The organism is Fluviibacterium sp. S390 (assembly GCF_049800695.1).
Taxonomy (GTDB): domain Bacteria; phylum Pseudomonadota; class Alphaproteobacteria; order Rhodobacterales; family Rhodobacteraceae; genus Meridianimarinicoccus.
Map to the genome: position 1 here is coordinate 19,636 of NZ_JBNAFN010000013.1, position 22,554 is coordinate 42,189.

21 protein-coding genes are annotated in these 22,554 nt (G+C 61.1%); 15 read left to right on the forward strand and 6 right to left on the reverse strand.

Annotated features, from left to right (window positions below; translation table 11 throughout):
* Window positions 1-99: 99 nt before the first annotated feature.
* Together ACP15K_RS11565 and ACP15K_RS11570 are read right to left on the reverse strand one after the other, a co-directional pair.
* On the reverse strand, window positions 100-822 hold the full coding sequence (locus ACP15K_RS11565) for a response regulator (RefSeq protein ID WP_193142764.1): 723 nt from the start codon (window positions 820-822) through the stop codon (window positions 100-102).
* Window positions 819-2,795 carry a hybrid sensor histidine kinase/response regulator gene (locus ACP15K_RS11570; protein WP_424990574.1) on the reverse strand — a complete coding sequence of 659 codons (1,977 nt, stop codon included), beginning with the start codon at window positions 2,793-2,795 and terminating at the stop codon, window positions 819-821. The genes ACP15K_RS11565 and ACP15K_RS11570 overlap by 4 nt, the downstream gene beginning before the upstream one ends.
* A 183-nt stretch (window positions 2,796-2,978) precedes the next feature.
* Here ACP15K_RS11570 and ACP15K_RS11575 point away from each other — a divergent pair, with 183 nt between their 5' ends.
* From ACP15K_RS11575 to cyoD, 14 genes are all read left to right on the forward strand, one after another.
* Complete coding sequence (locus tag ACP15K_RS11575) at window positions 2,979-4,607, forward strand: acyl-CoA synthetase (protein WP_193142766.1); 1,629 nt, start codon at window positions 2,979-2,981, stop codon at window positions 4,605-4,607.
* A 73-nt stretch (window positions 4,608-4,680) separates the two neighbouring features.
* On the forward strand, window positions 4,681-5,439 hold the full coding sequence (locus ACP15K_RS11580) for an ABC transporter ATP-binding protein (RefSeq protein ID WP_193142767.1): 759 nt from the start codon (window positions 4,681-4,683) through the stop codon (window positions 5,437-5,439).
* Window positions 5,436-6,188, forward strand: coding sequence for an ABC transporter ATP-binding protein (locus tag ACP15K_RS11585; RefSeq protein WP_193142768.1), 753 nt, complete (start codon window positions 5,436-5,438; stop codon window positions 6,186-6,188). Before ACP15K_RS11580 ends, ACP15K_RS11585 begins: the two co-directional genes overlap by 4 nt.
* Window positions 6,189-6,212: 24 nt before the next feature.
* The gene (locus ACP15K_RS11590; protein ID WP_193142769.1) at window positions 6,213-7,418 is read left to right on the forward strand and encodes an ABC transporter substrate-binding protein; all 1,206 of its coding nucleotides are present in this window, start codon (window positions 6,213-6,215) and stop codon (window positions 7,416-7,418) included.
* A 69-nt stretch (window positions 7,419-7,487) separates the two neighbouring features.
* Entirely contained in the window at window positions 7,488-8,378 is an 891-nt protein-coding gene (locus tag ACP15K_RS11595) for a branched-chain amino acid ABC transporter permease (RefSeq protein WP_193142770.1), read from the forward strand.
* A 10-nt stretch (window positions 8,379-8,388) separates the two neighbouring features.
* Entirely contained in the window at window positions 8,389-9,312 is a 924-nt protein-coding gene (locus ACP15K_RS11600; protein WP_193142771.1) for a branched-chain amino acid ABC transporter permease, read from the forward strand.
* A gap of 53 nt (window positions 9,313-9,365) precedes the next feature.
* Window positions 9,366-10,124: an electron transfer flavoprotein subunit beta/FixA family protein gene (locus tag ACP15K_RS11605; RefSeq protein WP_424990575.1), complete on the forward strand. Its 759-nt coding sequence runs from the start codon at window positions 9,366-9,368 to the stop codon at window positions 10,122-10,124.
* The gene (locus tag ACP15K_RS11610) at window positions 10,124-11,050 is read left to right on the forward strand and encodes an electron transfer flavoprotein subunit alpha/FixB family protein (RefSeq protein WP_193142773.1); all 927 of its coding nucleotides are present in this window, start codon (window positions 10,124-10,126) and stop codon (window positions 11,048-11,050) included. The genes ACP15K_RS11605 and ACP15K_RS11610 overlap by 1 nt, the downstream gene beginning before the upstream one ends.
* A gap of 15 nt (window positions 11,051-11,065) precedes the next feature.
* Window positions 11,066-12,865, forward strand: a complete 1,800-nt coding sequence (locus tag ACP15K_RS11615; RefSeq protein WP_424990576.1) for an acyl-CoA dehydrogenase — start codon at window positions 11,066-11,068, stop codon at window positions 12,863-12,865.
* 374 nt (window positions 12,866-13,239) lie between these two features.
* On the forward strand, window positions 13,240-13,818 hold the full coding sequence (locus ACP15K_RS11620; protein ID WP_424990577.1) for a hypothetical protein: 579 nt from the start codon (window positions 13,240-13,242) through the stop codon (window positions 13,816-13,818).
* Between the two features lie 109 nt (window positions 13,819-13,927).
* A complete protein-coding gene (locus tag ACP15K_RS11625; RefSeq protein ID WP_424990578.1) occupies window positions 13,928-14,878 on the forward strand; it encodes a cytochrome ubiquinol oxidase subunit II in 951 nt (316 codons plus the stop codon).
* Window positions 14,875-16,965, forward strand: coding sequence for a cbb3-type cytochrome c oxidase subunit I (locus ACP15K_RS11630; RefSeq protein WP_424990579.1), 2,091 nt, complete (start codon window positions 14,875-14,877; stop codon window positions 16,963-16,965). The genes ACP15K_RS11625 and ACP15K_RS11630 overlap by 4 nt, the downstream gene beginning before the upstream one ends.
* On the forward strand, window positions 16,962-17,591 hold the full coding sequence (locus ACP15K_RS11635) for a cytochrome (ubi)quinol oxidase subunit III (protein WP_193142778.1): 630 nt from the start codon (window positions 16,962-16,964) through the stop codon (window positions 17,589-17,591). Before ACP15K_RS11630 ends, ACP15K_RS11635 begins: the two co-directional genes overlap by 4 nt.
* Window positions 17,591-17,902 carry a cytochrome o ubiquinol oxidase subunit IV gene (gene cyoD / locus ACP15K_RS11640; protein WP_193142779.1) on the forward strand — a complete coding sequence of 104 codons (312 nt, stop codon included), beginning with the start codon at window positions 17,591-17,593 and terminating at the stop codon, window positions 17,900-17,902. The genes ACP15K_RS11635 and cyoD overlap by 1 nt, the downstream gene beginning before the upstream one ends.
* Before the next feature lie 76 nt (window positions 17,903-17,978).
* Here cyoD and ACP15K_RS11645 read toward each other — a convergent pair whose 3' ends face one another.
* The 4 genes from ACP15K_RS11645 to ACP15K_RS11660 form a co-directional block, all read right to left on the reverse strand.
* The gene (locus tag ACP15K_RS11645; protein ID WP_424990580.1) at window positions 17,979-19,361 is read right to left on the reverse strand and encodes an ATP-binding protein; all 1,383 of its coding nucleotides are present in this window, start codon (window positions 19,359-19,361) and stop codon (window positions 17,979-17,981) included.
* The gene (locus ACP15K_RS11650; RefSeq protein ID WP_193142781.1) at window positions 19,358-20,029 is read right to left on the reverse strand and encodes a response regulator transcription factor; all 672 of its coding nucleotides are present in this window, start codon (window positions 20,027-20,029) and stop codon (window positions 19,358-19,360) included. The genes ACP15K_RS11645 and ACP15K_RS11650 overlap by 4 nt, the downstream gene beginning before the upstream one ends.
* A gap of 75 nt (window positions 20,030-20,104) precedes the next feature.
* Window positions 20,105-20,437 carry a PepSY domain-containing protein gene (locus ACP15K_RS11655; protein ID WP_424990581.1) on the reverse strand — a complete coding sequence of 111 codons (333 nt, stop codon included), beginning with the start codon at window positions 20,435-20,437 and terminating at the stop codon, window positions 20,105-20,107.
* 299 nt (window positions 20,438-20,736) lie between these two features.
* Complete coding sequence (locus tag ACP15K_RS11660; protein ID WP_424990582.1) at window positions 20,737-20,955, reverse strand: hypothetical protein; 219 nt, start codon at window positions 20,953-20,955, stop codon at window positions 20,737-20,739.
* 459 nt (window positions 20,956-21,414) lie between these two features.
* Between ACP15K_RS11660 and corA the strand changes: the two genes are divergently transcribed.
* Window positions 21,415-22,470 carry a magnesium/cobalt transporter CorA gene (corA, locus tag ACP15K_RS11665; protein ID WP_424990583.1) on the forward strand — a complete coding sequence of 352 codons (1,056 nt, stop codon included), beginning with the start codon at window positions 21,415-21,417 and terminating at the stop codon, window positions 22,468-22,470.
* Window positions 22,471-22,554 lie beyond the last annotated feature (84 nt).

Genomic DNA, 22,554 nt, shown 5'->3' on the forward strand with positions numbered 1-22,554 from the left:
GCGCTGTCCAGAAGGTGACGGCCGGTTGCGCGCCCTGGACACCCGCGGTCCTTGAAGCGGCCGCGCGACTTGTCCGCGTCGGGCCTCGGGTCAATGCGTCTATTCGTTTTGCCAGTGGACCTTGGTGACGAACACGTATCCGGCGCCATAGACGGTCCGGATCATTTTTGGGGACTTTGGATCATCGCCAAGCTTGCGCCGCAGGCGCGAAATTCGTGCATCGATGCTTCTGTCGTAAGGGTCCAGATCGTCCGGGCTGCCGATATCCAGCAGTTTCGATCGGCTCAGCACGCGTCCCGACAAGGTCAGGAATGTCTCCAGCAAGGCCGCTTCTGCCGAACTGAGGTTCTCGGTGTTGCCGTCCGGGTCGCACAGCGTACAGGACGAAAAGTCCGCGACCCACCCGTCAAACTCGGCAACCTTGGGGCCATGCGATTGCGGCTTGGCGGCGGATTGCGCCTGCCCCCGTCTCAGAACGGCGCGGACACGGGCCACCATCTCACGCGGCTCGAAGGGTTTGACGATATAGTCATCCGCTCCCAGCTCCAGCCCGACAATCTTGTCGGTTGAGTCGCCCCGGCCCGTCACGATGATCGCCGGAATCCCGCGGCGTTTCACGCTGTCTGAAATCATCGTCAGCCCGTCACCGTCCGGCAGGCTCAGATCGATCAGCATCAAATCCGGTGCGGTCTTCTGCAGGGCTTTTTCAAAATCACTGCGCAGCCGGAAGTGCTGGGTCTTGTATCCGACCCCTTCAAGGGCGCGCCGCATGATCCGCGCCATCTCGGTCTCGTCTTCGAGGATGTAAATCAGTTGGCTCATTGTGCCCCGGACCCATCCATCACGTCGCTGTTTTTCTGAAGGGATGACAGAACGTTGGCCAGATCGCGCTTTTCAAAGGGTTTCGCCAGGAACGGATAGGCGCCCGGCTTGCCGAGATCCTTGAGCGACGCACACTGACCGCTCATCAGAACGATGCCAAGGCGCGGGGCTTCGCGGCTGAGACATTCGGCCAGGGCGATCCCATCCATATCGCCGGGCATCGAGATGTCGCTCAGCATCAGCTTGATCTCGGGCACCGAGCGAAACAGCTCAAGGGCCACCGCCGCATCTTCGGCTTCGATCAGGGGATATCCAAGTTCGATCAGATGGCGGCGAACGACGGTTCGAACAGCTTCGTCATCTTCCACCAGCAGGACCAGCGGGTTTTCGGAACTGTCTTCGGCGTCCGATTGCCCGGAACCGGACGCGCCAGCCTCGTCCTTGGTATCCTCTTCGGCGATGGGGAGCAGGATGGAAAACGTCGTGCCCACGCCGGGTTCACTGACCACCGAGATGGTCCCGTTCGCCTCTCGCACAAACCCGAAGACCATCGACAGGCCAAGCCCGGTGCCCCCACTGTTTCCCTTCGAGGTGTAGAAAGGCTCGAAGACGCGCTCTTGCGCTTCTTTCGAGATGCCGACGCCATCATCCGTAACGCTGATCTTGAGATACGGTCCTGCTGGCAGCTTGTTCAGTTCGGCCTCGCTTGGGCCCAGGTCCTCGGGCTCGACCGTGATGGTGATGCAGCCCTGATGACCGATTGCCTCGCGCGCGTTCATGAAGAGGTTGAGCAGCGCCATCTCAAGCTGTGCCGGATCGACCATCGCGGGCCGGTTGCTGGCGTCGTCCGAAAAGACAATGTTGACGTCGCGCGGAAATGTCGACTGCAGCAGTTCGATCATTCCCGAGATCAGAGTGTCGACATGCACGGCGCTCGGATGCGCCGGTTCGCTTTTTGCAAGCGACAGCAATCTGCGCGTCAGGTCGCTGCCGCGACGGGCCGCGGCAATCGCCGGATCAAGGTATTCGTCGCGCAGGGTCTTGTCTGACAGCCGTTCCTTCAGGGGAATGAGATTGCCGAGGATGATTGCCAGGACATTGTTGAAGTCATGGGATATCCCGCTGGACATCCGACCGAGGGCGTCCATTTTCTGCGATTGCAGCAACGCGGCGTTGGCAAACTTGAGCTTGGTGACATCCAGCGACAACAGGTAGAATCCGACAACCTCGCCGTCGGATGGACTATCGGGGCGCAGATAGGTCCGGATCTCGCGTTTCTGACCGTTTGGAAGGGTGATTTCCATTTCGAAATCCACCACGTTGCCGCGGCGCGCATGTTCGAAGAACCGTGACGAGCGTTCGTGGGTTTGGGGGTGAAGAATATCCTTGCAGGGCTTGCCGATCAGCTGCGAGGGATCACGGCCATAGGCGCGCGCGAAACGCTTGTTGGCATACAGAATGTTCATGCCACGGTCGATGTGAGCAATCCCGGCGGGAACCTCATCCGCGATCAGTTGAAGCCGCGACTCGCTCAGCCGCAGTTGCGCGGTCCGTTTCTCGACCCTTTGTTCCAGAACTTTCTCGCGGTTCTTGTCTTCGGTGATATCGGTATAGACCGTCACGAAACCGCCCGTCGGCAGCGGAGAGCCGACGACCCGCAGCGTCTTGCCGTTCATCGAAACGCGTTCGAAATTGTGCGGCTTGAACGCCCGCGCCTGCTCCACCCGCTCTGCGACCTGTGCGTCGACATCGCCGGGGCCGTATTCTCCGCACTCGGCGTTGTGCCGGATGAAGCTTTGAAAATCCGCGCCTTCGAACGCCAGCGCCTCGGGGAACCCCAACAAGTCCAGAAAGCGCTTGTTCCAACTGACAAGCTTGAGGTTGCTGTCGAAGATCGTCAGCCCCTGCGCCATGTGATCCAGGCTCTCCCGGATCAGGTTTTCGACCGCCAACCTATTGGTTTCCTTGCTCATATCAAGTGCTCTCGTGGGAGTGGAAGCGTCGGGGGAAGCGAATTTCAAACTGCAACTGTCACAAACTTTAGCGCCAAACCCGGCATCCAGCCAGATGGCAGTACAATTGCGTACATTTGGCTGAAACTTCGACAACATCTGCATGGCACACACTCCCCAACCTGACGTTTGGGAGGAATCACAATGCATAACGCGACCATCTACGAGCATGGTTTGGGCATGACACCGGCCAACTACGTCGCGCTGTCTCCGCTGAGCTTCATCGAGCGTACTGCTTCGATCTATCCTGATTATCCGGCGGTGGTTTATGGCGACGTGCGCCGCGACTGGCAGACCACCTATCACCGCTGCCGCCAACTGGCCGGCGCCTTGTCTGCACGCGGTGTGGGCGTGGGCGACACCGTCACGGTGGTTGCCGCCAATATCCCGGAAATGTTCGAAGCGCATTTTGGCGTACCGATGTCCGGCGCGGTGTTGAACACTGTCAACACACGGCTTGATTCCGAAGCGATTGCCTTCATCCTGAACCACGCCGAAACCAAGGTTCTTCTGGTCGATGTGGAATTTTCCGATGTCGTCGACCGCGCCGTCAAGATGTCCGGCCGCGACAACATCCTGGTGGTGGATATCGAGGATGCCACGTTTGACGGCGGGTCGCGGGTCGGCGCGCTTACCTACGAAGAACTGCTGTCCGAGGGCGACCCCGCTTTCGAATGGTCCCTGCCCGGCAACGAGTGGGACGCCATCAGCCTGAACTACACGTCGGGCACCACCGGTGATCCCAAGGGTGTGGTGTATCACCACCGCGGCGCGATGCTGAACGCGACCTCCAATATCGTCACCTGGGGTATGCCCCAGCATTCGCGGTATCTTTGGACGCTGCCGATGTTCCATTGCAATGGCTGGTGTTTCCCCTGGACCATCGCGGCGAACGCGGGCGTGTGCCTGTGCCTGCGTGCCGTGCGTGCCGAGCCGATCTACCAGTTGATCCGCGAGGAGAAAGCGACCCATTTCTGCGGTGCGCCGATCGTCCTGAACATGCTGGCCAACGCGCCGGACGCGCTCAAGGATTTCTCGCACGAGGTCAAGGTCATGACCGCCGGTGCCTCGCCGCCCGCCGCCGTGATCGAAAAAATGGAAGCCATGGGCATCGAGGTCACCCACGTCTACGGCCTGACCGAGACCTACGGGCCGTCGGTTGTCTGTGCCTGGAAAGACGAGTGGAACGGCCTGAACGCCGAAGCCAAGGCCAAGCTGAAATCGCGCCAGGGCGTGAAGAACCTGGCCCTTGACGGCTTGATGGTCGCCGACCCCGACAGCCTGAAGCCCGTGCCCCATGACGGCGAAACGCTGGGCGAGATCTTCATGCGCGGCAACAACGTGATGCGTGGCTACCTCAAGAACCCCAGCGCCACGCAGAAGTCGTTCAACGGCGGCTGGTTTGCTTCGGGCGACCTTGGCGTGATGCACCCCGACGGGTTCGTCGAACTCAAGGACCGGTCCAAGGACATCATCATTTCAGGCGGCGAGAACATCTCGTCGGTCGAAATCGAAGACGTGCTCTACAAGCATCCCGCAATTCTGGAGACCGCGGTTGTGGCGCGCCCGGACGACAAATGGGGCGAAACACCTTGCGCCTTTGTCACCATCAAGCCCGGTGCAACCCTGGACGAGGCCGAAGTGATCGCCTTCTGCCGTCAGAACATGGCGACGTTCAAGGCTCCCAAGACCGTGGTGTTTGGGGAGCTGCCAAAGACGTCGACCGGCAAGATCCAGAAGTTCCTTCTTCGGGATCGCGCCCGCGCGCTCTGAAACAGAACCTCCCTGAACTGGGTGGAGTGTTTTCTCCCATTCGCTCCACCCATTTTTTTCAGAAAGAGAAACGATGACAAGCACGGCCCAATATATTCTTGAGACCGACAGCCTTTCCAAGGATTTCAAAGGCTTTACCGCGGTTGATAATGTGAATCTCAAGGTCAAGCGCCATGACATTCACGCCCTCATCGGCCCGAACGGTGCGGGAAAAACCACGGTCTTCAACCTGCTGACCAAGTTTCTGGTTCCGACACGCGGGACGATCAAGGTCAATGGTGCCGACATCACCTCCTCCAAACCCGCCGAGATTTCGCGCATGGGCGTGATCCGGTCGTTCCAGATCTCGGCCGTCTTTCCTCATATGACAGCGCGTGAAAACGTGCGTGTGGCCCTGCAGCGCAAGCTGGGAACCTCGTTCCATTTCTGGAAGCCGTTGTCGTCGCTGAACAAGCTGAATGACCGCGCTGACGAGTTGCTGCACATGGTGGGGCTGGAGCGTTTCACCGACTCGATCGTGGGAGACATGCCCTATGGCCGCAAACGCGCGCTGGAGATCGCGACGACGCTCGCCCTCGAACCCGAATTGATGCTGTTGGACGAACCGACCCAGGGCATGGGCCGCGAAGACGTGGAACGCATCACTGAACTCATCCGCAAAGTGTCGAAGGATCGCACGATCCTGATGGTCGAACACAACCTTGGCGTTGTGTCCACATTGTGTGACCGCATCACTGTTCTGCAACGCGGCGCCGTCCTGACCGAAGGAAACTACGAAGAAGTGTCGTCCGACGCGCGGGTCAAAGAAGCCTACATGGGGAAAGCGGCATGAACGTCTCTGTCCAGAACAACGAGATCGGCGGCCAGCACGCGTCCGAACTTATCGAAGAACTGCGCATCACCGACCTGCACGCCTTCTATGGCGAAGGTCATGCACTGCACGGCATCGATCTGACCGTGCACCAGGGCGAGTTGGTCACCCTTCTGGGCCGCAACGGATCGGGCCGCACCACCACGCTTCGCTCGGTTGTTGGTCTGATCGGCCATCGCACCGGTTCCATCGTTCTCAAGGGCGAGGAAGTCATCAATTCGCAGCCGCACACGATTGCGCGGCTTGGCGTCGGCTATTGCCCGGAAGAACGCGGCATTTTCTCAAGCCTGAACGTCGAGGAAAACCTGATGTTGCCACCCGCCATCGCGCCGGGCGGGATGTCGGTTGAAGAACTCTACGAGATGTTCCCCAACCTTGCCGAACGCCGCAAGAGTATGGGCACACGGCTGTCGGGTGGCGAACAGCAGATGCTGGCCATGGCCCGCATCTTGCGCACCGGCGCAACGCTTCTGCTGCTGGACGAAATCACCGAAGGGCTGGCCCCGGTGATCGTCGACAAGCTGGCCGAGATCCTGATCGAGCTGAAAAAGCGCGGCTACACCGTCGTACTGGTCGAACAGAACTTCCGCTTCGCCGCACCGCTCGCGGACCGGCATTTCATCATGGACCACGGCCATATCGTCGAGACCGTCGCAAAGGACGAACTCGAAACAAAGGCGCATGTCTTCGACCAATACCTGAGCGTTTGAACCATCACCCCAAGGAGGAATAATATGAACATTCTCACCAAACTCGCCGTTGGCGCGTCCGCGACCGCGATGATCGCGTCGGCGGCTGCCGCCGAAGTCAGCGATGGCAAGGTCAAGATCGGCGTTCTGACCGATATGTCCAGCACCTACTCGGACCTGGCCGGCAATGGCGCCGTCGTTGCCGCAGAAATGGCGATTGCGGATTTCGGTGGCACGGTTGCCGGTGCGCCGATCGAACTGATCTCTGCCGATCACCAGAACAAGGCTGACATCGCGGCCAACAAGGCGCGCCAGTGGGGTGACAGCGAAGAAGTCGACGTGTTCGCCGAACTGGTGACGACCTCGGTGGCCCTCGCGGTCTTCGAGATTGCAAAGCAGCAGAACAAGATCGCCCTCGTCTCGGGTGCCGCGTCTTCGCCGCTGACAAGCGATGCCTGCATCCCGACCGGCCTTCACTGGACCTACAACACCCGCGCTTTGGCCGTTGGTACCGGGTCTGCCGTGGTCAAGGAAGGTGGCGACACCTGGTATTTCCTGACCGCCGACTACGCATTCGGTGAAAGCCTCGAGCGTGACGTGGCTGCCGTTGTCGAAGCAGAAGGTGGCCAGGTTCTGGGGTCGATCAAGCACCCGTTCCCGTCGTCGGACTTCTCGTCGTTCGTTCTGCAGGCTCAGGCATCGGGCGCCAAGGTTGTCGGCCTTGCCAATGCGGGCGCGGACACCGTGAACGCGATCAAGGCCGCAAACGAATTCGGCCTGGTTGCCGCCGGTCAGTCCATTGCGGCGCTGTTGACCTTCATCACCGACATCCACGCGCTTGGCCTGGAAACCGCGCAGGGCATTCAGCTGACGACCGGCTTCTACTGGAACCTGAACGACGAAACCCGGGCCTGGTCCGCGCGCTTCAACGAGCAGACCGGCACCATGCCGACGATGGTTCAGGCCGGCGTCTATTCGTCTGTCATGCACTATCTGAAAGCCGTGGAAGCCGCTGGTACGGATGACACCGATACGGTTCTGGCAAAAATGCGCGAGATGCCGGTCAACGATTTCTTCGCCACCAACGGTCAGGTCCGCAGCGATGGACGCATGGTGCACGACATGTACCTTGCCCGCGTGAAATCCCCCGCCGAAAGCACCGGCCCGTGGGACTACTATGACATCGTTCGCACGATCCCCGGCGAAGAGGCCTTTGGCCCGCTGTCGGAAAGCAACTGCCCGACCAAGTAAGACCATACTTCGCCCGGGTTTCACCGCCCGGGCGACCCTCCCCATAATCAAGAGACAGGACGCCGCGAGATGCTCACCGACCTTCTTGGAATTCCGCCACAAGTGTTGTTCGGCCAACTGCTGCTGGGCTTGATCAACGGCGCATTTTACGCCGTGCTGTCACTTGGTCTCGCGGTTATTTTCGGACTATTGAATATCGTCAACTTCGCCCACGGCGCGCTTTACATGCTCGGGGCGTTCACGACCTTCTTCCTTGCGAAGTACATCGGCGTTGGCTACTGGGGCGCGCTGATCCTGGCGCCGTTGATCGTTGGAGCCCTGGGCATCCTGATCGAACGGTTCCTATTGCGGCGCCTGACAGGGGTCGATCACCTTTATGGCTTGCTGCTGACATTCGGCCTGGCGCTTGTGATCGAGGGCGTCTTTGTCAAGATGTTCGGGGCATCCGGCATCCCCTACCCCACGCCAGAGGCCCTCAAGGGCGGTGTCAATCTCGGGTTCATGTTCCTGCCGTACTACCGCGCCTGGGTTGTCGTAGCGTCGCTGATTGTCTGCGTTGCCACCTGGGCCCTGTTTGAACGCACGAAGATCGGTGCATATCTGCGCGCGGGCACCGAAAACCCGCAGCTGTTGCAGGCCTTCGGGGTGAACGTGCCGATCCTGACCACGCTTGCCTACGGTTACGGCGTTGCCTTGGCGGCCTTTGCCGGCGTACTGGCCGCCCCAATCACCCAGGTCAGCCCGCTGATGGGATCCAACCTGATCATCGTGGTGTTCGCGGTTGTTGTGATTGGCGGCATGGGGTCGATCGTTGGCGCGGTCGTGACCGGGCTGGCCATGGGCGTCGTCGAAGGTCTGACCAAGGTCTTCTGGCCCGAAGCCTCTGCCACCGTGATCTTCCTTGTAATGGCCATCGTGCTGGTTCTGCGACCTGCAGGCCTGTTTGGCAAAACTGCGTGAGGTGCATGAGATGAATACGAAAGTTGGATACGGTATCGCCCTGGCACTGCTGCTGGTCGCGCCGTTCTTGATCTACCCCGTCTTCCTGATGAAGCTTCTGTGCTTCGCGCTGTTCGCCTGTGCCTTCAACCTGATCCTGGGATACGGCGGACTGCTGAGCTTTGGTCATGCCGCGTTCTTTGGTGGGGCGGCCTATATCACCGGCCACGCAATCAAGATCTGGGGCCTGCCCACGGAACTTGGCCTGCTGGTCGGGGCCGGCTCGGCGGCCGCGCTTGGCTATCTGATCGGCCTGCTGGCGATCCGCCGTCAGGGGATCTACTTCGCAATGATCACGCTGGCGCTGGCGCAGATGGTGTATTTCATCTTCACAAGTGCCGGCTTCACGGGGGGCGAGAACGGCTTGCAGGGCGTGCCGCGTGGGTATGCACTGGGCATCTTCGATCTGCAGAACAACCTGACGATGTACTACTTCGTCCTGGCGGTTTTCGTGATCGGCTTCCTGATCATCGCACGGGCCGTGCATTCGCCGTTCGGCCAGATCCTTGGCGCAATCCGCGACAATGAGGACCGGGCCACGTCGCTGGGCTATGACGTCGATCGCTACAAGCATCTGGCCTTCGTTCTGTCCGCCGGCCTGGCTGGCCTTGCCGGAGCCACCAAGACGGTCGTGTTTCAGCTCGCGTCCCTGACCGATGTGCATTGGCACACCTCTGGCGAGGTGGTGTTGATGACCCTGCTGGGCGGTCTGGGCACCATCGCGGGACCGGTCGTCGGGGCTGGCGTGATCGTCACGCTGCAAAACTACCTTGCTTCCGGTCCGCTTGGCGCCTGGGTGCCCGTGGTGCTGGGCACGATCTTTGTGGTCTGCGTCCTGGCCTTCCGCCGCGGGATCGTCGGCGAATTGCACGCCCTGCTGAAAAAGTCCTTCTGACAAAAGGCGGCGCGCTTGGCTGCGCGCTGCCCCCAAGCTTGCGGAGATGAGAAATGAAGATCCTCGTACCAGTCAAACGCGTGATCGACTACAACGTGAAGGTTCGCGTCAAGGCAGATGGCAGCGGCGTCGACCTCGCCAACGTCAAGATGTCGATGAACCCCTTTGACGAAATTGCCGTCGAAGAGGCAATCCGCCTGAGGGAAGCAGGACTGGTGGACGAAATCGTCGTCGTTTCAATCGGCGTCAAGCAGGCGCAGGAAACCCTGCGCACCGCATTGGCAATGGGGGCGGATCGCGCCATCCTGGTGCTTGCCGCGGATGACGTGCACACAGATCTGGAACCGCTGGCGGTGGCCAAGATCCTTGCCAGGGTCGTCGAAGAGGAAGCCCCCGGTCTCGTGCTGTGTGGCAAGCAGGCCATCGACAACGACATGAACGCCACCGGCCAGATGCTGTCGGCCCTGCTGGGCTGGAGCCAGGCCACCTTTGCTTCCAAGATCGAGATCGAAGGCGACAGCGCCAAGGTCACCCGTGAAGTCGACGGCGGACTTCAGACCATCAGCGTCGCCATGCCGACCGTGGTCACGGTTGATCTGCGCCTGAACGAACCGCGCTATGCCTCGTTGCCCAACATCATGAAGGCAAAGAAAAAGCCGTTGGCTGAAAAGACCGCTGCCGACTACGGCATCGACGTCGCACCGCGGCTTGAAATCCTGAAAACCGAAGAGCCAGCCGCACGGGCGGCAGGCGAGATTGTCGGCTCGGTCGATGAACTGGTGGCGAAACTCAAAGATGCGGGAGCTGTGTAATGGCTGTTCTTCTTTTGGCTGAAGTGAATGACGGTGTATTGGCCCTGGATGCCACGGCCAAGGCTGTCACGGCCGCGGCGCTGTTGGGACCGGTCACTGTGCTTTGCGCGGGGGGCTCTGCAAGCGGGGCTGCCAATGACGCCGCGAAAATCGCTGGGGTCGCCAAGGTCCTGTGCGCCGAAGACGCGGCACTTGGGCACCGGTTGGCGGAAAGCACGGCGGCCCTGATTCTGGGGCTTGCCGGTGACTACAGCCACATCGTCGCCCCTGCGACCACCGACGCCAAGAACATCCTGCCGCGCGTGGCCGCGCTGTTGGATGTGATGGTCATCTCTGATGCGTCCGGCGTCGTGGACGGCGACACATTCGAACGGCCCGTCTATGCAGGCAACGCGGTTCAGACCGTGAAGTCGACCGATGCAACCAAGGTTGTCACGTTCCGCACATCGACGTTCGACGCTGCCGGCGAACAGCCCGCAGCCCCGATCGACACCGTCGCCGCCGCCGCTGATGCCGGGCTTTCGACATGGGTCGAAGACAAGCTTGCAGAAAGCGACCGTCCCGAACTGACATCCGCGGGTGTTGTTGTGTCAGGCGGGCGTGGTGTTGGCTCCGAGGAAGACTTCAAGATCATCGAAGCGCTGGCGGACAAGCTGGGCGCGGCGGTGGGGGCCTCGCGCGCCGCAGTTGATTCCGGTTTCGCGCCGAATGACTGGCAGGTGGGTCAGACCGGCAAGGTCGTCGCACCGGATCTTTACATTGCCGTGGGCATTTCCGGGGCCATCCAGCACCTCGCGGGCATGAAGGACAGCAAGATCATTGTCGCCATCAACAAGGACGAAGAAGCCCCGATCTTTCAGGTCGCGGACTACGGACTGGTTGCCGACCTGTTCGATGCCGTGCCCGCCCTTACCGAAAAGCTGTAAACAGGAGTTCCTGAGATGACCTATGCCGCCCCCATTCAGGATATGCGTTTCGTGTTGCACAACCTGTGCAACCTTGACGAAATCGCGCAGCTGCCAGCCCTGGAAGATGCGACGCCGGACATGATCGACGCCATTCTGGACGAAGCCGCAAAATACGCCGGTCAGCAGCTTTCGCCGCTGAACGGCGTCGGTGACCAGGCCGGGCTGGGGTTCGACAACGGCAAGGTCACAATGCCCGAGGGTTGGGCGGCGGCCTATGAAACGCTGGTCGAAATGGGGTGGAACAGCCCTTCGGCAAACCCGGAACATGGCGGCATGGGGCTGCCCTATGTGGTGAATGCCTGCATTCAGGAAATGTTCCAGGGCGCGAACATGGCGTTCCAACTGTGTCCGATGCTGACCCAGGGGGCGATCGAGGCGCTTGAAGGATATGCATCCGAGGAGCTGAAGAACACCTATTTGCCAAAGCTGGTGACGGGCGAATGGACCGGCACCATGAATCTGACCGAACCGCAGGCGGGATCGGACCTGGCGGCGATCCGGTCCAAGGCCACCCCCGAGGGCGACCACTATCGCATCAAGGGTCAGAAAATCTTCATCACCCACGGTGAACACGACATGACCGACAACATCATCCATCTGGTGTTGGCGCGGCTGCCGGATGCACCGGCGGGGGTCAAGGGGATCTCTCTGTTCCTGGTTCCCAAATTCCTGCTTGATGCCGATGGGGCACCGGGCGCGGCCAATGACCTGCGCTGCGTGTCCATCGAACACAAGCTGGGCATTCACGCCAGCCCGACATGTTCGCTTTCCTTTGGCGACACTGACGGCGCGATTGGCTATCTGATCGGCGAACCGAACCGCGGACTTGAGTACATGTTCGCCATGATGAACAACGCGCGTCTGAACGTGGGGTTGCAGGGCATCGGTGTGGCCGAACATGCGCTTCAGGACGCCGCGCGCTATGCGGCCGAACGCAAGCAAGGCGGCGCCCCCGGTGTCGACGGCAGTGCGCCGATCATCCTGCACCCCGACATTCGCCGGATGCTGGGCATCATGAAAAGCCGCACCGAAGCGGCACGGATCATCGCCTACCGGGCGGCCGCCTCGCTTGACTTTGCCCACCGCGCAACCGATCCCGACACCCGTGCCTTTCATCAGCGCCGTGTCGATTTGCTTATCCCGGTGGTCAAAGGCGGATCGACAGAAATGTCGGTCCAGGTCGCATCACTGGGCGTGCAGGTCCACGGTGGCATGGGCTATGTCGAGGAAACGGGCGTCGCCCAGCATTTCCGCGATGCGCGGATCACCACGATCTACGAAGGCACGACCGGAATTCAGGCGCTTGACCTGATCGGGCGCAAGATCCTGCGCGACAAGGGGGCCGCTGTGGCCGAACTTGTCCGCGACATGCGCGCCAGTGCAGAGGCGCTCCAGTCCGCAACCGGCAATGCCGCCGATTGGAAAACACTGTCTGACGCAGTGTCTCGGGGCGTTGAAGCCGTGGAGGCGGCAACCGCCTGGCTTCTGGTAAGCGCCAAGGATGCGCCCGGCGCGCCCCTGGCCTCGGCGGTCAATGTGCTGGAGGTCTTCAACATCGCGCTTGGCGCCTGGGCGATGGGCGATGCCGCGCTGGCAGCGGCCAGGCAGATAGCCGATGGCGAGAATGTGGCGGGTGCACAAAGCAAGATTCGCCTGGCCGAATTCTATGCCCGCCAGGTTTTTCCCGAAGCGCAGGCGCGTCTGACTGCAACGATGCACGGCGCGGACGCAGTGCTTGGCTTGTCGCCGGAAGACCTCCTGCAAGAGGTGTGAGGCTGCCAAGACCTGACCGGCGCCGGTCTTTGCACAGGCGCCGGCAATAAGGTGTCAGCGCAAGGCAGTCCCAAGTGCATGGTGCGTGGCTTGTGTAATGGGGCGCGCTACTGCAATTGCTCGGTCCGGCGTCGATGCCGGCCCGAGCAGGACGCCTGTCTTGCTGGTGTGCAGTAGAAATCCGTGATCCCGCTGGTTTTTCGGTCACGGCCGAGGGGAAACCGGTCTATGTAGGGTGCGTGAACACACGCACCTTCCGAGCGACCAGGTTGTTCCGCCGACCAGAAAACGTCGCACCCCGATGCCGCCAGAGACCCTTGATGCGCAAAGCCCCAAAAACATCGCGAACGCGCCGGATATTCTTGTTCACACCCTTGTTCCTGGCCACAATTCTGGCCGCAAATCTGTCGCTCGGCGTGCTGGACGGGGGGCTTTCCGGGGCGAACCTTGAAAAATTCGGGGTTAGTCTTGCCAGCCTGCAGAACGGGGAATGGCTTCGCCTTCTGACCGGGTCTTTCATCTCGCGCGATGCGGGCATGTTGCTTCGTCAGCTCTTTCTTGCCGCAATTTCAATCGGTTGGTTCGAATGGCGATACGGTCCGTTGCGCGCAGGGGCCATGTTCTTTCTGCTTGATATCCTCGGCACACTGCTGCTGATGTTCGGCGTCATCTACCTGATCCAACACCTGAACTTGGACGGTGTGGCCGAGCTTCCAACCACTTTCGACGTCGGCATGTCCGCAGGCGGATTTGGCCTGATAGGGGCAAGCCTGTTTCACTTGCGCTGGCGGGGCCGCGCCATGGCCATCGGGCTGGCTGTTCTGGTCGTGAAGCTTCTCACCTTCCCCGAACCGATCGCCGACATTGCACACCTGATCATGCTGCCGTTCGGCTTTCTGGTGGAAGCTCTGGTCTCGCGGTTAATTGCCCCGAAGCCTGACAGAGCCAGGTGACATGTTCCATCCGCACCAGACGGCCTAGCCGCGCGGAGTTTCTAAAGCTAGGGTCGGCCTTGCAGACACTTTCAGCAAGGTCCCGGATTTGGGTGGAGGCAACCAGGTAGTGGCGTGTTTATCGAGGTTCGTTGTCCTGACCATCCTGGCCATCGGGGTGGTCATCCATCCCGATCTGGCCGCGGCAGACGCCTCTTTCTGGACGCCCGCGGGCCCCGTCGCGGCAGACCAGAAGGCGCATTTCATTCGCGTCACCCTGCTGACGATGGTGGCCGTGGTGCCGGTACTTGTTCTGGTGCCGCTGATGCTCTGGCGCTATCGCTACAGAAACACCAAGGCGAAATTCACGCCTGACTGGGAATATTCCGGCCCGCTCGATCTGTTGATGTGGGGTGTCCCCGTGGTCATCGTTGCCGTGCTGTCGGTGCAGCTTTGGCAAAGCGTCAAAAGACTGGATCCCTACCGGCCCGTCGATACATCAACACCGATCCTGCATGTTCAGGTTGTTGGTCTCGACTGGAAATGGCTGTTCGTCTACCCCGACCTCGGCATCGCGAGCATCGGCGAACTGGCGTTTCCGACCAATCGGCAGGTGGGCCTTTCCCTGACGTCCGATACGGTGATGCAATCCTTCGTTGTCAGCGCACTGGCGGGGCAGATCTACGTCATGCCGGGCATGACAACGAACCTGCACCTTGAAGCAGATGCGCCTGGACGCTTTCAGGGCCAGAACACCCAGTTCAACGGGGAGGGGTTCACCCAACAGAAGTTCGATGCCATCGGCATGTCCGAACAGGCATTCGAACACTGGGTTGCTTCGGTGCGCGACACCGGCGTTCCCCTGGATCCGGCCAGTTACGAGGTTGTCAGCGCAAGATCCACACAGGCAGAGGCGCGTGGCGTTCTCGGCACGGATGCAATGCCGGACGATGCGCTTTATTTTTCGTCTATCCCGGATGATTTCTTCACCTCGATTGAGGCGCGATATCACGCTGGCGTCGCCGTATCGGCGGCACACCAACCCGGCGCCCCTGCCCCGTTGGAGGCTGGTACCCGATGAATTTGCAAGACATTGCCCTAGGACGGCTCGACTGGAACGCGCTGCCCATCCTCAAGGCCATCGAAAATCCGACAGCCAGTGAACTGATCGGCGGCGGGGCTGCCGGGGTCGTCATTGTCGGGGGTCTTGCTGTCGTGATCCTCATCACATGGTGCGGCTGGTGGCGGCCGTTGTGGAAAGACTGGCTGACCAGCGTCGATCACAAGCGTATCGGGATCATGTATATCGTGCTGTCGATGATCATGCTCACGCGCGGGGTGATCGAAGGCGCGTTGATGCGGACCCAGCAGGCTTTCGGTCTGGACGGCGGTTTTCTGGCGCCGGACCATTTTGCCGAGCTGTTCAGCACCCATGGCACGATCATGATCTTCTTTGTCGCCATGCCCTTCGTGTCGGGGTTCATCAACTACATCATGCCGCTGCAGATCGGCGCACGCGACATGTCCTTCCCGGTGATGAACCAGATCAGTCTGGGCCTGACCGCGGCGGGGGCGGCGTTGATCATGATTTCGCTGGTGATCGGGCAATTCTCGACCGGCGGCTGGACGGCCTATCCGCCCTACACGGGCAAGGTCTTCAATCCCGGTGTCGGGCCGGACTACTGGATCTGGTCGGTTGGCATCGCGGGGATCGGATCGACCCTGTCCGGCATCAATTTCGCCGTGACAATCTATAAAGAGCGCGCGCCGGGGATGACCCTGTTCCGGATGCCCCTGTTCACCTGGACCGTCCTGTGCGCCGCGATCATCCTGATATTCGCCATGCCACCGCTGACCGTGGCGACGCTGATGCTGGCCGCTGACCGCTATCTGGATTTTCACTTCTTCACCAACGACCTGGGCGGCAACATGATGAACTATGCCAACCTGTTCTGGCTGTTCGGTCATCCCGAGGTCTATCTTCTGGTGCTGCCCGCCTATGGCATCTTCTCCGAGGTGATCGCGACCTTCTCGGGCAAGCGGCTGTATGGCTATGCGTCGCTGGTCTATGCCTCTCTGGCGATTTCCATTCTCAGCTTCACGGTCTGGCTGCACCATTTCTTCACCATGGGTCAGGGCGCCAACGTCAATATCGCCTTCGGCATCGCCACGATGTTCATCGCGGTGCCCACGGGCGTGAAGGTCTATGACTGGATGGCGACCATGTTCCGCGGGCGCATCCGGTTCTCGGTGCCCATGCTCTATGCAACCGGGTTCCTGATCCTCTTCGTCATCGGCGGGCTGACCGGGGTGATCCTGGCCAACCCGACCATCGACTACCAGGTCCACAATTCCGTGTTCCTGGTGGCTCATTTCCACAACGTCTTGATCCCCGGCGTGCTGTTCGGGCTGCTGGCCGGGTATCACTACTGGTTCCCCAAGGCCTTCGGATTCCGGTTGCACGAAGGCTGGGGGTTTGTTGCCGCCACCCTGTGGATCGTGGGTTTTGCGGTCACCTTCTTCCCGCTCTACGTGCTGGGGATCATGGGGCTGCCGCGCCGGTCGTTCAGCTATCAGGAGGCCGCCTTCGACCCTTTCACCCTTGTGGCCATGTGCGGCGCGGGTCTGATCCTCTCGGCTCTTGCAACGCTTGTCATCCAACTGTGGGTCAGCGTCCGGGGCCGGGACAGCCTGCGGGTGCCAGTGGGTGATCCCTGGAACGGGCGCACCCTGGAATGGGCGACGTCGTCCCCGCCCCCGGAGTATAATTTCGCCGTCCTTCCGCAGGTGACGACGCGTGACGAATTCGCGATGTCGAAAGCCAATGGAACCGCCTTCCCGACCCCGGTTCGTTTCGCGGACATCACCATGCCCCGCAACACCGCGCTGGGGATGATCATGTGTATCGGCGGCACGCTTTTCGGGTTCGCGCTGGTCTGGCACATCTGGTGGCTGGCGCTGGTGGCGCTGGTGACCATGCTGGGGTCATGGGTGGCAGGAACCTTCAGGACAGACCGTTACCGGACCATCCCCGCCGCCCAGGTGGCCGCGACCCACATGGCTTGGCTGGAACAGGTGGCCACGGCCACGCCGACCACACGCGACAGCGAGGCCTCTTCGCGCAACACCGGCCGCGCCGCGCTGGACCTGCCGGAGATCTCTGCATGACGGCTCAAACAAGCTCTCACCCCGGTATGAACCTTGGCGATCACCACGGAGAGGCCCACCGGACGGCCGAGACACTGGTGTTCGGTTTCTGGGTCTTCCTGATGAGCGATCTGATCATCTTTGGTCTGATGTTCGCCACCTACGTCACCATGCTCAACCCGATGGGCATGGCGGGTGGCCCCGGCCCCAAGGATCTTTTCGACCTGAACAGCGCCTTCATCCAGACGATGTTGCTGCTGACCAGCAGTTTCACCTTCGGCATGGCCTCGCTGGCATTGCGGCATGAGCAGGGCAAAGGCCCGCTGATCTTGTGGCTGATCGTAACCCTGTGCCTTGGCCTTGCATTCCTGGGGTTCGAACTGAGCGATTTCTCGAAGATGCTGGCGGCGGGGGCCACCCCGGCGCGCAGCGGTTTCCTGTCGGCGTTCTTCGGACTGGTGCCCCTGCACGGCCTTCATGTCACGGCGGGTCTGATCTGGCTGATCATCATGCTGATCCAGATCGGCACCCTTGGCCTTGTCTCCCCGGTCAAGACACGGCTGCTGCGGCTGGGACTGTTCTGGCACTTCCTCGACATCATCTGGATCGGGATATTCTCGGTCGTCTACCTTTGGGGGCTTGCCTGATGCAGCATCCACCGGATTTCAAAAAGGAACGCCGCGCCTATCTGGTCGGCTTTGTCATCGCGCTTGGCTTGACGCTTTTGCCGTTCTGGGCGGTTGCCGCCCCCTGGGCGTCGCGGAGCCTGATCATCTGGGCGATCGCGGTCTGTGCGGTCATTCAGATCCTCGCCCAGTTCAGGTACTTCCTGCACATCAACCTGAGCCGGCAGAAACGCGAAGACCTGCAGCTTATCCTGTTCGCCACGCTGATCGTCATCATCATGATGGCGGGCACGATCTGGATCATGGCGAACCTTGCGATGCGCATGATGTAGTTTCGGTCATTCAGGCGGGGCAGACCGGAATACAGAAATCGGATGGCCCGGCCCGAAGGCGCGCGGACCTTCGGGACTATGCCTGGCCTTTGCCGGGTACCGCCGGGAACGCAAGCTTCACGATTAGGCCCGGATGGTTGTCGCCAAGCTCAAGCCTGGCGTCGTGAAGGTCGGCGATGACCGCAACCAGGCTAAGGCCCAGACCGCTGCCCGGCGTCGTGCGGCTTTGTTCAAGGCGATAAAGCCGCCGCAGCACCTTGTCCCTTTCCTGTGTCGGGATGCCGGGACCATCGTCTGCAACGCTCAACGTCACCGACGTGGCGGTCTTGCGCAGGGCCACAGCGATGCCGGACCCTGTCGGCGTGTGGCGCAGTGCATTTTCAATCAGGTTGGCCAGCACCTGCCCCAGCAAGACCTTGTCGCCAAGGACTTCGACGGCGCCGTTGTGCGTGTTCGACAGGGTCAGCGCATGGCCGCTTTCCTCGGCCGACGGTTCGTAGACCTCAACAAGCGTCGCAGCGAGCGCCCCCAGATCTACCGGCTGAAACCTGTTCCTGGGGCTGCCGCCCTCGATCTGCGCAATTTGCAACAGGGACTGGAACGTGGCGACGATCCCGGCGGTTTCCTGACCCGCCTGGTCAAGTATGGTCCCGATCTCGTCGGGCAGGTCCGGCAGTTCGCGGGCGCGGTTCAGCAGCACGGCAACCCGTTGGATCGGGGTCTTGAGGTCATGCGCGATGTCCGCCGAGACCTGCCGCAGCGCATTGGTCGAGGATTGCTGCGCCGCCGCCATGCGATCAACCTGAACAGAAATGGTGGACAGGTCGTCCGCGCGACCGGGCATCTTGCCCACCCGTGCGGACAGGTCGCCGTCGGTGAGCCGTTCCAATGTCCGCCCGACTGCTTCGATGCGCCGCCCGCTGCGCCGGGAAATCACCAGCCCCGCCGCAAGTGCGATGGCCGTGGTGGGCAAGACGCTGAGCAGCAGGATGTTGAGAAACAGCTCGCCCAGTTCCTCGATCTGCTCGCGGCTGTTCGCGATCGTCAGCTGGCCGCCATGCAGGTTGGCTGTCAAGGCAAGATAGGGGTCCTCGGACAGATCCTCTCCTTCCGGAAAGGACAGGACGCGAAATCCCTCGCCGGACTTTGAAATCACGCCATTGCCGAAGTACCTGCCGTCGGGGGAACGATAGCTGAGAATGCGCCGCTCCGGATCCGTGGCCGCGCCCTGGGCCGAGATCAGCTGCGCCAGCGCGCCCGCCGAGGGGGCGGCCTGAAAGCCGGCCAGTTCCTGACGCAGATCGGTCTCCATCGTCGTTTGAAACGAGTCCCGGATGATCAGGTAGGAGGCCCCGAGGCTGAGAAGGCTCACCACCGCGAACAGAATGACCAGCGCCACGGCAAGACGCAGCGGCGTGGATTGCACCAGCGCGCGTGCTCTGTCCTTCGGTGTCGTCATTCTTCGATCCGGTAGCCGGATCCCCGGACCGTCTTGATCAATTCCGTCTCGAACGGTTTGTCGACCTTGGCCCGCAACCGGCTGACATGTGTTTCGACGACGTTGGTCTGCGGATCAAAGCTGATGTCCCAGACCGCTTCCAGCAGCATGGTCCGGGTCTGCACCCTGCCCTTGCGGCGCAGCAGATGTTCCAGAAGTGCGAATTCCCTCGGCAAAAGGTCGATGGGTTGTCCTGACCGCGTGACCTTGCGGCGGACAAGATCCATTTCCAGATCGCCGGCGCGCAGGACCGTTTCTTCCTGCGTCGCCCGCGGTCGGCGGGCCAGCGCCGCAACGCGCGCCGACAGTTCCCCGAATGCGAAGGGCTTCACAAGATAGTCGTCGCCGCCAGCATTCAGGCCCTCGATACGGTCGTCGACGCCCCCCAGAGAGGTCAGGAACAGCACCGGGGTCTGGTTCCTGGCACCGCGCAGCGTTTTCACGACCGACACGCCGTCCAGCCCCGGCAACATCCGATCAACGATCAGAAGGTCGTAGTCGGTCGTGCTGGCCTGCAACAGCGCGTCCTTGCCGTCGGTCATCAAATCCACGGTATGGCCTTCTTCGCGAAGCCCATCGGCAACGTAGGTGCCGGTCGTCTTGTCGTCTTCGATGACCAGGATTTTCATTTTGCGCGTCCATGTTTTCTGGTGGCCGCCTGCAAGGCCACCAGCATTCTTGCATCTTGGTCAGAGGTTTGCGACCTACTTCTCGTCGTCGGCCTCGACGGTCATCGTTCCGTCCGCCAGCGTGTAGTAGACCTCCTGTTCGGTGCCATCTGCCATCAGGATTTCGAATTCGACAACGCTGTTGGCCGGGGCATCGTCATCGAATTCAGCCTCTGTGACCTTGCCGCCGGTTTTCGATTCGACCTCTGCCAACACGGCGGCAACTTCGGGATTGGCGGTCAGGAACTGCTTCAGTTCTTCCGCCGATTTCGCGTCCGAACCGGACGAGGCGTATGCCATCGATCCGGCAAGGACCGACAGGCCGAGCAGGCCGGCGGTTGCGGTGCGGGCGAGTTTGGTGCGTTTCATGGTGGTCTCCTTGGTGTCCGGGCGGGATCATCCCGTCCGATGAAACAGATCTATGGCATCCGCATGGCCCGCGCCTGACCGTCCCATTACAACCCTGTAAGGTGCGGATGGCGCTGGCCACGCCGCAAAGACCATGCCGCCGGGAGCCTCTGGTTCCCCCGATTCAAGGGATATCGGGCCCGAAGGGGCCCCTTCGGTGCAGGGTCGCCGGTTGGTCGGCCGTGCTGCCGTCAAGATCCGGCGCACGAACGAAAAACGGCGGGGATATCCCCGCCGTCACCCTGCCGTCAGAATGGGCCTCAAGCCGATGCGGGATGGCCCGCGAAGGCCTCATCCCGCGCGGTATCCGCGCGCTTTTCAGCCTCGGTAAGGATCCGCGGTCCCGCCAGACGCAAGGCCAGCGCAAGTGCGCCCCCCAGCACGATTGCGAAACCGATCGCCATGATCCCGAAGCCGAAACCGGCGAAAACGATCAGGGCCAGAAGCGTGCTTGCCAGAAGTGATTTGATACGTTGCATGTGTCAGGTCTCCTTGTTCCTTATGACAGGAATGTGGGGGGCAAGACCTGCCGTGACCTGACGCTGACATTACATCGGTGTAATGCGTCGAGACTTAGCCGCGGACGGCCCAAGGGATCGGGGTTGCCTGGGGCCGAACCTTCCCAAACATGATCCGAAGACTGCACCATCCGGTCGATCCCAGGACCTCGGCCACGTCGCGCGGGCGCCAAAGTGCGCGTCAGAAGGATGGCCCGGCGCACACTGGCGTCTCTTCCGGGCGTGGCCGTCGAACGCACGACGGCTTTGCAAGGTCTGCCGGGCCATGCGACCTTCGAGGTGCCCTATTGACCAATCGCCGTCTTTTCAAAAAACTGCTCGAAGCCAGGAGGGCTGGACATAGAGCCAAGATCATCACGTACGCATGGACGACGTCGACGGCTTTTGAAACGCCGCAGCGAGCCGATTGGCGCGTCACCGATGGCGATTTCGACACCGCAGAACGCGCATCCAACATCGATCACCACATATCTCTATGATGCAACGTCCTGCGAAGCTGTGGACGGACTGGCGTCCGGCGCGCCAGGTCAATTCCGATGGATCGATGTGTGTGGGCTCAAGGACGACGTCCGGATCGCAGATCTGGCAACGGATCTGGGTCTGAGCGGCCTGTCCGTCGCCGAGCTTTTCCATCTGGACCAGCGCGCCCAAACAGATGTGGACGGCGATCTGGTGCTGACCGTTCTTAGAATGCCGGTCAGTAGCCAGCCTTTCGTTGCTGACCAGATCTCGCTTGTGCTGGGGCCGGATTTTGTTCTGACCCTCCGCGAGCAGCCGCGCGATTGCCTGGATGCGGTGCGCAAGCGGCTGGCAGGTGGAAAGGGGCGTATCCGCAGTTCCAGCGGCTATCTGTTCTATGCCATCTGTGATGCCATCATCGACAGCTATTTCCCCGTTCTCGAAGCGCAGGGTGATCTGATCGAAGCGATGGAAGAACGCATCCTGCGTGATCCCGAAGACGGGGCCATGCGCGACACGCACCAGATCAAGCGCGATCTGTCGATCCTGCGTCACGCGATCTGGCCGATGCGCGAAGCTCTTGCGGCGCTTCAGCGGGATGACATGCCACAGATCAGCGACCCGCTGTTGCCGTACCTGCGCGATTGTTCGGATCATGCCTTTCAGCTTCTCGACATGGTCGAGGTGTTCCGGGAAACCGCACAGGGGCTTGTGGAACTGCAACTGTCGTCGCTTTCGAACCGAATGAACGCGCACATGAAAGTGCTGACGATGATCGCCACGATTTTCATTCCGATGACCTTCATTGCTGGTGTCTACGGGATGAATTTTGACCGCGCCTCGCCCTACAACCTGCCGGAGCTGGGTTGGCGCTTTGGGTATCTTTTCGCGCTTGCCCTGATGGCTGCGGCAGCGGCCACCATGCTGTTTTTCTTCTGGCGGCTGGGCTGGATTTTCGGTCGTTCCGAAGAGGACCGGCGCGGCAGTGGATCCGCGACGGACCCGTCGCGACACTAGAGCCAGCCCCATGCATCCTGCCGCGGAAGATTACAGATTTGTATAGCCGCTGCGAAGTCGTGTTCATCCCCCGCCCCGATATCT